The 13995-nt window shown below is 72.7% G+C and carries 13 protein-coding genes; 4 read left to right on the forward strand and 9 right to left on the reverse strand.

Going from position 1 to position 13995, the window contains the following annotated elements; translation table 11 throughout:
• Positions 1 to 133: 133 nt before the first annotated feature.
• Complete coding sequence (locus ACWDXC_RS37905; RefSeq protein WP_219518694.1) at positions 134 to 859, forward strand: winged helix-turn-helix domain-containing protein; 726 nt, start codon at positions 134 to 136, stop codon at positions 857 to 859.
• Here the strand turns inward: ACWDXC_RS37905 and ACWDXC_RS37910 are convergent.
• Positions 847 to 2559, reverse strand: coding sequence for a serine/threonine-protein kinase (locus ACWDXC_RS37910; protein WP_449990519.1), 1713 nt, complete (start codon positions 2557 to 2559; stop codon positions 847 to 849). The two genes, ACWDXC_RS37905 and ACWDXC_RS37910, sit on opposite strands and share 13 nt — an antisense overlap.
• 53 nt (positions 2560 to 2612) lie before the next feature.
• On the opposite strand from ACWDXC_RS37910, the gene ACWDXC_RS37915 reads away from it, so the two are divergent.
• Together ACWDXC_RS37915 and ACWDXC_RS37920 are read left to right on the forward strand one after the other, a co-directional pair.
• The gene (locus tag ACWDXC_RS37915) at positions 2613 to 2903 is read left to right on the forward strand and encodes a hypothetical protein (RefSeq protein WP_219518701.1); all 291 of its coding nucleotides are present in this window, start codon (positions 2613 to 2615) and stop codon (positions 2901 to 2903) included.
• Between the two features lie 5 nt (positions 2904 to 2908).
• Entirely contained in the window at positions 2909 to 3271 is a 363-nt protein-coding gene (locus ACWDXC_RS37920) for a TPM domain-containing protein (RefSeq protein ID WP_449990521.1), read from the forward strand.
• 89 nt (positions 3272 to 3360) lie between these two features.
• Here ACWDXC_RS37920 and ACWDXC_RS37925 read toward each other — a convergent pair whose 3' ends face one another.
• The gene (locus ACWDXC_RS37925; protein ID WP_219518708.1) at positions 3361 to 4317 is read right to left on the reverse strand and encodes a hypothetical protein; all 957 of its coding nucleotides are present in this window, start codon (positions 4315 to 4317) and stop codon (positions 3361 to 3363) included.
• Between the two features lie 166 nt (positions 4318 to 4483).
• On the opposite strand from ACWDXC_RS37925, the gene rarD reads away from it, so the two are divergent.
• The gene (gene rarD / locus ACWDXC_RS37930) at positions 4484 to 5446 is read left to right on the forward strand and encodes an EamA family transporter RarD (RefSeq protein WP_449990524.1); all 963 of its coding nucleotides are present in this window, start codon (positions 4484 to 4486) and stop codon (positions 5444 to 5446) included.
• Here rarD and ACWDXC_RS37935 read toward each other — a convergent pair.
• The 7 genes from ACWDXC_RS37935 to ACWDXC_RS37965 form a co-directional block, all read right to left on the reverse strand.
• The gene (locus tag ACWDXC_RS37935; protein ID WP_449990527.1) at positions 5340 to 6203 is read right to left on the reverse strand and encodes a hypothetical protein; all 864 of its coding nucleotides are present in this window, start codon (positions 6201 to 6203) and stop codon (positions 5340 to 5342) included. The two genes, rarD and ACWDXC_RS37935, sit on opposite strands and share 107 nt — an antisense overlap.
• A gap of 63 nt (positions 6204 to 6266) precedes the next feature.
• On the reverse strand, positions 6267 to 7550 hold the full coding sequence (locus tag ACWDXC_RS37940; RefSeq protein WP_449990530.1) for a serine/threonine-protein kinase: 1284 nt from the start codon (positions 7548 to 7550) through the stop codon (positions 6267 to 6269).
• Positions 7551 to 7626: 76 nt separating this feature from the next.
• On the reverse strand, positions 7627 to 9837 hold the full coding sequence (locus ACWDXC_RS37945; RefSeq protein ID WP_449990532.1) for a glycoside hydrolase family 31 protein: 2211 nt from the start codon (positions 9835 to 9837) through the stop codon (positions 7627 to 7629).
• Positions 9834 to 10919, reverse strand: a complete 1086-nt coding sequence (locus ACWDXC_RS37950; RefSeq protein WP_449990535.1) for a glycoside hydrolase family 15 protein — start codon at positions 10917 to 10919, stop codon at positions 9834 to 9836. Before ACWDXC_RS37950 ends, ACWDXC_RS37945 begins: the two co-directional genes overlap by 4 nt.
• A 30-nt stretch (positions 10920 to 10949) precedes the next feature.
• On the reverse strand, positions 10950 to 12209 hold the full coding sequence (locus ACWDXC_RS37955) for an ABC transporter substrate-binding protein (protein ID WP_449990537.1): 1260 nt from the start codon (positions 12207 to 12209) through the stop codon (positions 10950 to 10952).
• Positions 12210 to 12221: 12 nt separating this feature from the next.
• Positions 12222 to 13028 carry a carbohydrate ABC transporter permease gene (locus ACWDXC_RS37960; protein WP_219519792.1) on the reverse strand — a complete coding sequence of 269 codons (807 nt, stop codon included), beginning with the start codon at positions 13026 to 13028 and terminating at the stop codon, positions 12222 to 12224.
• Positions 13021 to 13950 (reverse strand): carbohydrate ABC transporter permease, encoded by a 930-nt coding sequence (locus ACWDXC_RS37965; RefSeq protein WP_449990540.1) that lies wholly within the window; start codon positions 13948 to 13950, stop codon positions 13021 to 13023. The genes ACWDXC_RS37960 and ACWDXC_RS37965 overlap by 8 nt, the downstream gene beginning before the upstream one ends.
• Between the last annotated feature and the right edge of the window lie 45 nt (positions 13951 to 13995).

Genomic DNA, 13995 nt, shown 5'->3' on the forward strand with positions numbered 1-13995 from the left:
TTTTATGGCCCAGCTCACCGTGTTCTACGCCCGATTTCCGGGTACTTATACCTTCCTCTCTAGAGAGGTGCGCCCCGGCTCCTGCAAGATTACAGGTGGCCGTGCGACAAGCGGAGGGCGTACAACCATGCGCATGCGTACGGTGCTCATCCAGACCGACACCAGCGTGGCCGCCGAGCTCGCGCCGGGCGAGACCGCCACGTTCGGCCGCGGCGCCCAGGACGTCCCCGTGGACATCGTGGTGGCCGACCGGGCCGTGTCCAGGCTCGCCGGGCGCATCCAGGCCGTCGAGGACTACTGGCTCATCAGCAACCTCACGCCCGACCGCACCTACGTCGTGGAGAACCCCGAAGGCGGCGGCGAGTTCGTCAAGGTGCCGCCGCGCCGCCTGTCGATGCCGGTGCCGTTCGAGTTCTCACGGGTGATCCTGCCGGGCGAGCACGGCACGACCGGCTTCCTGGTGTTCGCGCCAGAGCACCTGTACGGGACGGCCGCCGCGCCCGCGGCCACCGGCGAGGCCACCCGGGGCGTCTACCCCCTGGACAGGACCGCCAAGTACTTCCTCATCCTCGTCGCGCTCTGCGAGCCCCGGCTGCGCGACCCGTCCAGCACCGTCGTGCCCACCGTGCCCCAGCTCATCGAACGCCTGGCCGGTCACGGCCTGACCAGGAGCGGCGTCAACTTCCACATCGACTACCTGGCCAGGACCAAGCTCCGCGTCAAGCAGGCCGACGACGCAGGCAAGGCCGACTGGCAGCGGGCCGCGCTCATCAACCTGGCGCTCCGCTTCGACCTGGTCAGGGACGCCGACCTGCGGCTGCTGCCGGGGCCGTCAGCGGCGGGCGGTCACTTGTCCTGATACTGGTCGCGGTAGCGCAGGACCTCCTCGACGTGCTTCTTCCACTTCGACGGCACGCCCATGTCGCGGCGCACCGGGTCCACGCCCGTCACGAACAGCGCCGAAAGCCGCGCCGCCGGGTCCATCGGCACGTCGGCGACCTTCGGGCCGAGCGCGCAGAAGAACCGGCCCATCGCCGGGATCGACAGCTCGGGGCTCAGCGGCGGCTTCGGGATCGGGTCCTCCAGGCCGCCCGGCTGCCAGTGCTGCAGCACCGAGGGCGTCCAGCGGGCGATGCCGTACTCGTTGCTTTCCGGGTCGTTCAGGTCGGGGTCGAAGTCGCTCTGCACCTTGAGGATCGCGGCGATCAGCGCGGGGGAGAGCCCGTCGACGTCGTGGCACCAGGTGCCGGCCTCGATGATCAGCTCCCGGTACTGCGGCGGGATGCCGGCGTCGGTGCGCAGGCCCGCCGCCACCGTGCTGCCCGTGCTGCCGCTGCTCACCGTGCCGCCCTGGGGTGTCCCGCCGCCCGGGGTGCGCAGGGCGAGCACGGCGGCGGTCACCGCCACGGCCAGCGCCAGCGCCGCCCCGGCGACCGTGACCGCGCGCATCCGGTCGACCGGCTGCTTCTCCAGGATGTCGGGGGCGGGGGGCTCCGGCGGCTCGCCGGCGGCGGGCCGGAACGGCGGCACGGTGTGCTCCGGCCCCGCGTGCTCGTCCCCGGGGCGGGGCTCGTGGAGTCCGTGGATGGCGGACGGGGTCGTGGGGGAGCCGCGATCACCTGACGGCTCGCTCGCGACACCCGGGGGGATCGTCTCCACGGGCGGCTGGACCTCGGCGGCGCCGTGGCCCTCCGCCGGCCCGGCCGGGAGCTGGCCGGCCGGAGGAGGATCGACCGGGAGCGGATCGGCGGCGAGCGCGGCGGCGAAGGCGGCGGCGGTGGGCCAGCGGCGCTCGGGGTCCGGGTCGATGGCCTTCATCACGGCAGCGCCCACGTGCTCGGGGACGTCGGGCCGCAGCCGGTGGGGCGCGAGGCGGACCGCGCCTGAGCCGGGGATCCGGCCGGTGAGCAGGTGGTAGGCCATCGCGCCGAGCCCGTGGACGTCGGCGCGCCGGTCGGGGGAGCCGTCCATGCGCATCTGCTCGGGCGCCATGTAACCGGGCGACCCGGCCGCGATGGTGTGGCTGGTGGCGTCGGCGAGGGAGCGGGCCACGCCGAGGTCGGCCACCATCAGCCGCTCGCCGCCTCCGGCCAGCGAGCGGAACAGCACGTTGGACGGCTTGAGGTCGCGGTGCACGATGCCCATCCGGTGCAGCACCTCGACGCCCTCGGCGACCTCGCCGATGATGCGGACGGCCTCGCCGACCGGCAGCGGCCCGTCACGCAACCGGCCAGACAGTGAGCCCATGTCGGCATAAGTCATGACGAAATACGGCCGCCCGTCGGGCAGCTCGCCGATGTCGTGCACCTGCACGATGCGCGGCGAGTCGGCCTGCCGCAACAGCCGCGCCTCCTTGACGAACCGCTCGCGCACCTCCGGCTCGGCCGCCCAGTTGTCGGCCAGCACCTTGATCGCCACGTACGAGTCGAGCCGCTCGTCCATGGCCAGCCAGACGGTCGCGAAGGCGCCCGAGCCGAGGGGGCGTTCGACGGGATGCCGGCCGATCGTCTCTGGAGCTACCACCGTGATGTTGACCTCGTCTTGGGGATCTTGTGTCAAGACTCTCATGGGAGGGTCTGGCCGGACAGACGAACCGGGATTACGGTCTTGGTGTGGACAGCGCGCTGGAGATCCTGCTCTTCCTCGTCGGGATGTCGCTGGCCCTGTTCCTGCTGATCAGCCTGCTGGTCATGGTGCCGGGCCGGGGCTCGGCACGCAGGGCGGAGGCGGCGCCGGTGTGGTTCGGCGGGCCGGGGCGCGGCGAGCACGGCGTGAGCACGTCCGGCCTCGTGCTGGTCGACCGGCCGCCGAGCTGGCTGCCCGAGCCCGGCGCCGACTGGGCGACGGCCGCCGAGACGGCCGAACCCAGCAGACGGGTCGGCGGCGCGTCGGCGGGCTGGTGATCGCGATGCGCACGCTCACCGCCCCGCAGGCCGACGACGTCAGGCGCGCGCTGCACGCCGCCGAGCGGCGCACCGGGCTGCGCTTCGGCCTCTACCTCGGCCCGCCCCGCGGCGGCCGCCGCCACTTCGCCGAGAAGCTGCACGCCGCGCTCGGCGCCGAGTCGCCCGACGCGGTCGTCGTCCTCGTCGACGTACGGGGCCGCGCCCTGGAGATCGTCACCGGCGAGAACGCCCGCCGCCGCCTCCCGGACGCCGCCTGCCGGCTCACTGGCATGTCCATGGCCACCGCCTTCGGCGCCGGCGACCTCGTCGGCGGCATCCTGTACGGCATCGGCGCGCTCGCCGAACAGGCCACCGCCAGACGGTAGGCGGAAGGCGCCACCTGCGCCCCCGCGGAAGGCGGCGCCCTCACGCTCCTTCCTAGCCGAGGGGGCCGCCGGGGTCAGCCTGGAGGGTTTCAGGGGGTCTGCTGTTCCAGCAGCTCGACGATGTGCCGGCTGACCCCGGCCAGCAGCGTGGCCGGGCCGAGCGGCGCGGCGGCCACGGCCGAGAACAGCGACGGCAGCCCCGGCAGCGGGAAGCCGTCGTCCTTGGCCGCCGCCGCGCCGACCGGGTTCTTGTCCAGGACGGCCCGGCTGCGCTCCCACGCCTCCAGCACCTCCTCCGGCGACGGCACCCCGAAGCCGTGGCCCACCGGTGCCGCGTGGCGCAGCCGTACCAGCGGGGTGTCCGCGAACGCCAGCGCGGTGCGGGCCCGCACGTGCAGGTCGGCACGCGGCTCCGGCTCGATCCAGTCCATGGCCGTGCAGGGGTTGCGGCAGCCCGCCACGCAGACGGCGAGCGCCCCGGCGACCTGGCTGTGCTGCCGGTCGAAGTACGCGCGCCAGCCCTCGGCGGGCTCACCGGCGACGCGGAGGGTCCGGTTGGTGGCGGACTGCTCGGACTTGGTGTGGTCGCAGTCGCGGTCGCCGATCACGCCGAACCTGCTGCCCGTCGCGCTCAGCCCGGCCGGCCAGCGCGCCGGGTCGCCGGCGTGGCCGAGATGCGGCTCGAAGGCGAGCAGCGGCAGGTATTCGGCCGCGATGTGCACGGCGGCGATCATCGGGCTCAGCTCGCGCCGGTGCCACCGGACGGCGATGACCTCGAGCAGCAGCTCGTAGGCGGGGCGCAGCGACTCCAGCGCGCCCCTGGGCTGCTCGCGCGGCGTCTGCGGCATGTGGCAGGCGCGCGCCTGGCGCCGCAGCCCGGCGGGAACCGCCTTGGCGTCGGCGGCGAAATCCTCGGCGTCGAGTGACAACAGCCGCTGCCCGAACTCGCAGACCTCGGCGATGCGCTCGCCGGGCGCCAGCGCGCCGAGGTCCGCGAAGGCGTAGCGCCTGGCCAGTGCGATGAACAGGTCACGGGTCGTCTCCACTTGATCACCCTCTCACGGTGCGCGAACCATCCTGAAACCTTAGAGATGGCCGCGGACGCACCGGCACGCTGGACTGTCAGCCATGGACATGCATTGGACTGTGTCAAGTTACGTGCACCTCGACGACGAACGCGACGGGAGCTGATCACCACGTAGTCTGGGCAGGGTGTCCGTTGCGTCGCGTGGAGTCCTGTTCGGTGTCGCGGCGTACGTCCTGTGGGGGTTGTCGGCGCTCTACTGGCCGCTGGTCGAGCCGACCGGGCCGATGGAGATCCTGGCGCTGCGGGTGGTCTGGTCGCCGGTCGCGATCGGCCTGCTCGTGCTCGCCCTCGGCCGCGCCCGCCGGGTGCTGGAGATCCTGCGGCGGCCCCGCGACGTGGCGCTGCTCACCCTGGCCAGCCTGCTGACCTCGGTCAACTGGGCGCTGTTCATCTGGGCGACGATGAACGGGCACGTGGTCGACGCCTCGCTCGGCTACTTCATCACGCCGCTGGTCAGCGTCGCCTTCGGGGTGATCGTCTTCCGGGAGCGGTTGCGGCCGTGGCAGTGGGCCGCGATCGTGCTCGCCGCCGTCACGGTCGTCGTCCTGACGATCGAGTACGGGGGGCCGCCCTGGATCGCGCTGGGCCTGGCGGTGACGTTCGGCAGCTACGGCCTGATCAAGAAGCGGCTGGCCGTGGGCTCCATCGAGGGGCTCATGGTGGAGACCGCGGTGCTGTTCCCGTTCGCCCTGGTCTGGACGGTGTGGCTGCAGGCGTCGGGGCAAGCAACGTTCGGGCACGTGTCGTGGGGCAACACGCTGCTCGGGATCGGCTCCGGGTTCGTCATGATGGTGCCGATGCTGCTGTTCAGCGCCGCCGCGACGAAGATCCCGCTGAGCGTGACCGGCATGCTGCAGTACATCGAGCCGATCGTGCAGTTCCTCGTCGGGCTGCTGGTCTTCCGCGAGCCGATGCCGGCCACCCGCTGGCTGGCGTTCGGGCTGCTGTGGGTGGCGCTGGCGGTGCTGACGGCCGACGGGCTCAGGCCACGGGGTCGGGGTCGCGGCGCTCGCCCACCTCGAGCGCGCTCCGCTCGATCATCTCGAACTGCCGCATCAGACGTTCGAGGTCAGGAGGGGACACCGTGAACGTGTCGTGCACGGCCTCGCCCGCGGCGGTGTAGCTGAGCTCGTGGCCGCACGCCCCGTCCCACACGCCGGTGATCACCCGCATGGCCGGGGGCAGCCGGTCGACCTGCACGCGGCGCACCTTGACCCCGGCCTCGATCTGCTCGCGAGCCAGCGCGTCGAGCGCGTCGGTCCACTCGTGGTAGATGAACACCCGGCGGATCTCCACGCCACGCTTGAGCGCCTCGACCTGCGCCTGCCAGTATTGCCTGCCCACGGGCTGGAGCCACCACGACAGGTCGACCGACGGCACGCTGGTGACGCACATCGACTCGCGTGACTGCTCGATCAGCTTGAGGAACACCCCGGCGTCGCCGTAAGGGGCGCGGAAATGGCCGCGTTCCAGGTCGGCGAGCGTGCGCAGGCACTCCTCGAAGGCGTTGCGGCAGGCGTCCTCGGCGGGGGTGCCCTTGTACTCGCGCTCGACGTGCTTGGCGGCCCGGAGCATGGGCTCCATCAGGTCTGGCAGCCAGGGGATCTTCTCGATGGTGGAGACCATGTGGCCGACCCGGGTCTCGTGGTCGATGCGGCGCTTCTCCCGCAGCAGGGTCTGGATCTGCAGGGTGATGACGCCGCCGATGAGCCCGGCCACGGTGCCCAGCGCCTGCGCGGCGTCCTCACGGACGTAGAAGATCACCGCCAGGAGGACCGACAGGCCGGTGCCGATGATCAGGACGGGGTCGACGATGATCGAATGCCTTTTGGCGGGCCTCTTCACCAGGGGGCTCCCAGGGCAGGGCGTGGGGGGACAAGGCGCAAATATAGTCGATCATGGTGAGAGTCACGGGCAGGGTGCCCGGATGCACTGTATGTCGCCCGGCGGCTCCGACACGGTCGGTTCGCTGGTCGGCTCCTCGGACGGCGGAGTGGTCGGCTGCTCCGTCGGCTCCGGCTCAGGCTCGGGGTCGGGCGGCGGAGTGGGCGTCGTGGTGGGCGTGACGGTCGGGCCGGTCGTCACGGTGGACGTGGGCGTCGGGGTGGGCGTGGCCTGGCTGGGCCGCGTGCCGGGGGAGCGCTTGGACGGCGGCGCGAGCTTCGTGCCCGGCGACGGCGCGGCGCCGGTGGTGACGCCCGCCGACGCCTGCTGGGTGAGCGCCGGGACGACGCCCTGCTCGCCGCCCGCGGTCTGGGCCGGGCGCAGCCACACCCCGCCCGCGACGGCGGCGCTGACGATCACGGCGGCGGCCACGGCCAGCACGGCCGGGGCCAGGCGGCGGCGGCGCGGCTCTGCGAACGAGGCGGGCGCGTCGAAGGCGCGGCGGGCGGCCTCGGCCATCTGCTCGGCCGACTCCCAGCGCCGCTCGGGCGCCTTCTCCAGCGCCTTCGCCACGACGTGGCGCGGCCCCGGCGGCACCTCCGACGGCAGCGTGGGCGTGGCCGCGTGCAGGTGCTTGTAGATGATCTGGACGGGCGTGTCGCCCTCGAACGGCAGCCGGCCGGTCAGGCACTCGAAGCCCACCACGCCCAGCGCGTAGACGTCGACCGCGGGCGTCACCTCGCTGGCCGTGGCCAGCTCGGGCGCGCAGTAGCCGGCCGAGCAGAGCATCGCCCCGGTGGCGGTGAGCTGACCGGCCGAAGCCGAATGCGCGATGCCGAAGTCGGTGAGCGCCACCGAGCCGCCTGGCCTGATCAGCAGGTTGGCCGGCTTGACGTCGCGGTGCACGATGCCCTGCCGGTGGGCGGCGGCCAGCGCGTCGCCGACCTCGGCGATCAGCCGCATGGTCGCCGCCGGGCTGAGCGGGCCGCGGCTCAGCACCCGGTCGAGGGACTCGCCCTGGACGAACTCCATCACCAGGAAGCTGAGCCGGCGCTCACCGATCTCGCAGGTGCCGTAGTCGTAGACGTCGACCACGCCCGGATGGCGGAGCGTGGCCATGGCCCTGGCCTCGTTGTGGAAGCGCCGCAGGAACGTGGCGTCCTCGCTCAGGGCCGGCATCAGCACCTTGACGGCGACGGTGCGGCCGAGGACCGTGTCGTCGGCACGCCAGACCTCGCCCATGCCGCCACCGCCCAGGCGGCTGGTCAGCGTGTAGCGGTCGTTGAGCGTGGTCCCGGAACCGAGCACGTTATCGAGGCTAACACCGCCGCTCGGCTGCACACGCCCTTTCGCCGCCGCTCAGAGCGCGACCGTCGTGGCGCCCTCAAACGGCGAACACGGGCGCCAGCTCTGCCCAGCGCTCCGCCGCGCACAGCACCGGCGGGCGGTCGAGCGGGGCGGGCAGCACGACCTCCCGGCCGCCGCCGAGCGGGCGGCCGGTCCAGGCGTCCACCCAGTCCCCCTCAGGGAGATACACGGAAATTTCCGAAACGTCGGGATCGGTCACCGGCGCCACCAGCAACGCGTCCCCCAGCTTGAACTGCAACGGACGCCGCCACACCGCCGGATCGCCCGGATGGTCGAAGAACAACCCGCGCATCAGCGGCGCCCCGTCCAGCGCCCGGCGCGCCTGCTCCGCCAGGTAGGGCACCAGCCGCTCGCGCACCTCCACCAGCCGCCTGAACACCGGGATCACCCGCTCGTCCCCGGTCTGCGCCGCGACGTTCCACGGCGTCCGGTCCCGGATCGGCGTGCGATGGTGGTTGAACTCCGAGTGATACTGCATGATCGGCATGAACGCCGCCGCCCCGGCCGCCCGCAGATAGAGCTCCGCGTCCGGCACCGGGCCGGAGAACCCGGCCAGGTCCCAGCCCCAGTAGACGATCCCGCACGCCGAGGCCGTGATCCCCGCCCTGATCGAGGAGCGGAACGCCTCCCACGTGGAGTCCTCGTCCCCCGCCCAGAACGCGCCGTGCGCCTGCGACCCGGCGAACCCGGCCCGGCTGAACGTCACCGGCGCCTTGCCGTGCCGCCGCAGCAGGTCGCCGAACGCCCGCGCGTAGTGCACCGGGAACAGCCCGTTGCCGTCGTCGCCCCGGCGGCCGTCGGCGTAACGCAGGTCGTGACCCCAGGCGTGCTCGCCGCCGTCGGTCTTGAACCCGTCGATCCCCACCTCGTCCACCAGGTACGCGCGCTTGGCCGTCCACCAGTCGCGCACCCGCGCCGACGACAGGTCCGGCATGAGCGCCAGCGGGAACCACCAGCCCCGGTTCCGGTACGGCCGGCCGTCGGCCTCCTTGACCCCGTAGCCGCGCTCGACGAGCTGCCTGGCGTCCACGGCCGCCTGGTGGCGCGGGTGCGGGCGCGTCTTCTGCAGCGGGATCTGCCACAGCAGCACCTTGACACCGCGTTCGTGCAGCTCGTCCACCATGCCCTTCGGGTCGGGCCACGGCCCGTCCGCCGGGAAGGCGTAGTCGGCCAGCCGGTGCGGCTCCTCCGACGCCTCGTAGCGGGCCCCGCGGAACGCGGTGAACGTCGTCTCGTCGCTCCACGCCTCGATGACCAGCGCGCCGACGGGGATGCGGTGCTCGCGGTGCCGGTCCATCTCGGCCATCACGCGCTCCTGCGTGTTCCACTCGTTGCCGCTGGCCCACAGGCGGAACACCCACGACGGAAGCTCTTCCGGCCGGCCCACGTCGTCCAGGAAGCGCCGCAGCACGTCCGCCGGGGCGCCGCCCTCGTACAGGTCGACGGCCAGCTCGCCGTCCGGGCCGAGCTCCGCCTCGACGCGCAGCCGTCCGGGCACGCTCGCGCCCACGTCGTACCAGGTCCGGCGGCTCGTGACCACGTGGAATCCCCACGTCGCCCGCGCGCCGACGACCAGGGCGAACGGCATCGGCAGGTACGTCCTGCCGTGCGCGCCCTGCGCCTTGTACTGCTCGAACACCACCGCGTCCAGCTCCCGGCCGCGCTGGTCCACCGCGTCGAACCGCTCGCCGAACCCGACCACGTGCTCGCCGTCGCGCAGCTCCAGCTCGAACCGGACGCGCAGCGGCCCGTCGCCGTCGGCCAGCCACCGCACGCTCCCCGGCACCACCCGGTCGCCGCCGCGCACGTCCAGCTTGCCGCCGGCCGCGCCCCACACCGCCGCCGTCACCTCGAACCACCGGGAGGCGCGGGTCCGCCCCTCCCCGTCGGCGGCCCGGAACCGGTAGGCGTAGCGCCGCCCGGCCTCCAGCGGCGGCGTCCGCACCGCCCACGACCCGGCGGCGGCCCGCGCGGCCCGCGCCTGCGCGGCGGCCAGGTGCCCGCCGTCGGCGCCCGCCTCCCGCGCGCCGGGGCCGCCCTGCGGCGCGAGCGCGAGCTCCAGCGGAGCCCCGCCGTCCGTCACCCACTCGCACACCACCGACGCCACCGCGGGCGACGCGCGCACGCGCAGCTCCACGGCCTCACCGGCGAGCGGACGCGCCGGGACGCGCTGGTCCTCGGTGACCGCGTACGGGTGCCCGGACCCGAAGGGACGATGCCGGATCATGCCCGCACCCCCAGCTCGTCGGCGAGGATCAGGTACATGCCGTGCGACCACAGCAGCGGCGTGGCCACCGGGCCCCACCGGTCCAGCCACTCCTGGCGGCGTTCCGGCCAGAGCAGCAGGCCGGGCACCTGTTCGGGCAGGTCGCCCGCGGGCGTCGCCTGCGCGGCCATCCAGTCGAGGTGATGCCGCGCCTGGCCGGGCCGCCCGGCCCGCGCGTGGTTCCAGCCGAGGAACCCGGCCAGCAGCACCCACCGGCCGCCGCCGTAGAAGGTGTCGTCCAGGTAGCGGTAGACGCCGCCGTCGCGGGCGAGCTGCCGCTCCACCTCCGCCACGGTCGCCGCCCCCACCGGGTGCCCGGCCGCGTACAGCCCGAACGGCTCCACGCACGCCAGCAGGCTGCCGTCCACGGCGTCGCTGCTCAGCCACTTGCGCAGGTGCCCGCCCGGGGCGACGCCCTCGGCGGCCACCAGCGCCGCGACGCCCGCCACCGCCGCCGAGGCGGCCTCGGCCTCGGCCGCGCTCAGCACGTCCAGCTCCAGGGCCGCGCGCAGCCCGGCGTGCACCGCGCCGAGCGTCGCCACGTGCCGCTGCTCGACGTGCTCCTCCCACCAGTCGTAGCAGGGCCGGTCCCAGAAGGCCGACAGGTAGCGGGCGGTGGCCCGCACCCCCTTCTCCACGCCCGGGACGGCGCGCCCGTGCCGGGCGGTGTGCTCGCGCAGCGCCCACAGCCAGGTGCCGTAGCCGTCGAGCTGGAAGTCCCACCACTCGTCCGTGCCGTCCACGCCGTCCAGCGTGAACCGGGTGGGCAGCATCTCGGCCTGCGCGACCGGCTCGCCGCGCGCGGCGCGGGCGACGAGCGCGTCCACCTGCCCGGCGCGGTCGCCGACCACCCGGGCGCTCCAGGCGTGGAAGGCGTCGGCCCCGGCCACATCGCCGTGCCTGCTCACCCCCTCGGCGATGAACGAGCCGTCCCGCAGCCACGAGTAGCCGCGGTAGGCGGAGAAGGTCGGCGAGGCCGGGTAGGCGCCGGTGGGCGACTGGAGCCTCTGGATCACGTCGAGGCTGTGCGACACGAGGGTCACGGGAACTGGTCTCCTGAAAGGGTCGGGGATCTAGCCGAGCAGTGCGTCGACCTCGGCGGCGGCCGCCTTGAGCGCGTCCGGCACCGGCTTGCGGCCGGAGGCGGCCTCGCTCAGCTCCTTGGTCACGGCGTCCTGCATCTCCTGCTGGCGCTTGATGACCGGCGGCAGCGCGATCGACTCCAGCGCGTCGAAGACCGCCTGCCGGTTGGCGGGCTCCGGGTCCTTGAGATAGCCGGCCAGCACCTGCTGGTCGGCGACCGGCGGCAGCTCCCACGACGAGGCGATGCGGGTGGCGGCCGAGACGTCGGACGACGACAGGAAGCGGGCCCAGGCGTACGCCTCCTTGCCCAGCTTGGTCGTGGACGAGACGGCGACCGCGTTGTGGAAGACCGCGCTGGCCTTGCCCGCGTCACCGGGTTCGACGACGACGTCCCACTCGAACGGCACGTCCTTCAGCCCGGCGAACTGCCAGATGCCGTTGTGCCACATCGCGAGCTTGCCGGACTTGAACAGGTTCGTGTCGTAGTCGGCGGTGCCGCCGATCTCCGCCTCGGTGGGCATCGTCCTGCCGACCTTCGACACCAGCCACTCGGCCGCCTTGACGCCCTGCGGGCTGTCGAAGGCGGACTTCTTGCCGTCGGCCGACAGGAATTCGCCGCCTGCCTGCTTGAGCGTCTTGTAGAACTCGAAGAACTGCACCGGCTGGAAGTCGCCGTAGACGCCCTTCTTCTTGTCCGTCAGCTTCTCGGCCGCCGCCTGCTCGTCCGCCCACGTCCAGTCGGCGGTGGGCAGGCCGACGCCGGCCTTCTCGAACAGGTCCTTGTTGTAGAAGAGCACCACGGTCGAGAACGACGCGGGCAGCGCGTACTGCTTGCCGTCGCGCTTGAAGGCGTTCAGCGACTCGGCCGCGTACGCCGACAGGTCGCCGTCTCCGCCCACGGCGCCCAGGTCGAGCAGCGAGCCGGCGCCGGCGTAGGTGACGAAGTTCTCGTAGTTCAGCTCGAAGGTGTCGGGCGCGGTGCCGCCCGCGATGCTGGTCTGGAGCTTGGTGAAGTACTCGTCGAACGGCGCGGTCTCCACCACGACGTCGATCGACGGGTTCTGCTTCTCGAACGCGGCCACGATCGCGTCGAGGTCCTTCACGTGGTCCGGCGCCGCCGAGAACGTGAAGTAGCGCAGCGTCGTCCTGCCGCCCTCGCCGCTCGGCGCCTTCGTGGCCGACCCCTGGGAGCAGGCGGAGGCGAGCAGCGCGGCCGCGAGCGCGGCGGCCACCTTGGTACGTGTCTTCATGGGGGGTTTCCTTTACTTGAGCCCGCTCTGCGCGACGCTGGCGATGACGTGTTTCTGGGCGAAGACGTAGAGAACGAGGATCGGCACGACGCTGATCACCGAGCCGGCCATGACCACGTCCCACTCGGTGGTGAACTGGCCGTGCAGCGTGGCCAGGCCCAGCGGCAGCGTCATGAACTCGGGCGACTTGATGATGATCAGCGGCCACAGGTAGCTGTTCCAGCTGGCCATGAAGCCGAAGATGGCGAAGGTGGCCAGGGCCGGGCGGATGAGCGGCAGGACCACGTACAGAAAAATCCTGAAATGTCCGGCTCCGTCGAGCACGGCCGCCTCGTCGAACTCCCGGGGCACCTGCCGGATCGCCTGCCGCAGCAGGAACACCCCGAACGCCGAGGCGATCGTCGGAGCCAGCAGCGCGAAGTAGGTGTCGACCAGGTTGAACATCCGCATCTCGATGAACAGCGGCACCACCAGCACCGGCAGCGGCATCATCAGCGTCGCCAGGTAGACCGCGAACAGCGCCCCCCGCCCCGGGAACGGCAGCCGGGCGAACGCGTACGCGGCCATCGCGCTGGTCACGAGCTGCAGCAGCGTGGACGCCGCGCCGATCCACGCGCTGTTGGCCACGATCCGCCAGAACGGCAGCGTCTCCAGCAGCTTGCCGTACGCGTCCAGGCTCGCGCCCTCCGGCGTGAAGTCCGGCGGCACCGCCAGCACCGCGTCGCTCGGCGTGATCGAGGTGATGAGCGCCCACGCGAACGGGAACAGCATCACCACCGCGCCCAGCCCCACCGCCAGGTAGCGCAGCGCCCTACCCATAGGTCACCCACCGCTTCTGCCCGCGGATCTGCACGATCGTCACCAGCAGCACGAGCGCGAACAACAGCCACGAGAGCGCCGAGGCCGCCCCCGCCCGGCCGTAACGGAACGTCAGGTCGTAGATCTGCGACACCACCACCTGTGTCGCCCCGCCCGGCCCGCCCCCGGTCATGATCTTGACCTGGTCGAACACCTGGAACCCGTTGATCAGCGAGATCACCACGACGAAGAACGACGACGGCGACAGCAGCGGCAGCGTGATGTGCCGGAACCGGCGCACCGCCGACGCCCCGTCGACCATGGCCGCCTCCTGGTACTCCTTCGGGATCGCCTGCAGCCCCGCCAGCAGGATGATCATCACGAAGCCCAGGTCCTTCCACGCCGAGGCGAGGATCACCGACGGCATCGCCCAGGCCGGATCCGTCCACCAGCCCGGCCCGCTCACCCCGACCAGGCCCAGCGCCCAGTTCACGATCCCGCTCGCCGGGTTCAGCAGCCACTTCCACATCAGCGCCACCACGACCCAGCTCGTGATGACCGGCAGGAAATAGATCCCGCGCAGCAGGCTCCGGCCCGCCATCGCCCGGTTCAGCAGCAGCGCCAGGCCCAGCCCGCCCAGGTAGACCAGCGGCAGGTAACCGGCGATGAAGTACAGCGTGTGCCCGAACGCCGCCCGCGTCCCCGGATCGCCGATCAGCTCCAGGTAGTTGCCCAGGCCCACCCAGCGCATCTCCGTGATCAGGTCCCACTCGTGCAGGCTCGTCCACAGCGACGCCACCATCGGGACCAGCGTGTACAGGGTCAGCGGCACCAGGCTCGGCAGCAGGAACACCGCGACGGTCCCCGCGTGACGCCACCGCCGTCGCGGCGCCCTCCGCCCGTGCGTGGCCCCCGCCTCGGGCGGGGCCGCGGTGAGTGTCATCAGCTCGCTCCCTCTCCGGTACGCGCGCCGCGCGCGAGATCGCCC

This window comes from Nonomuraea sp. NPDC003214, from assembly GCF_053590035.1.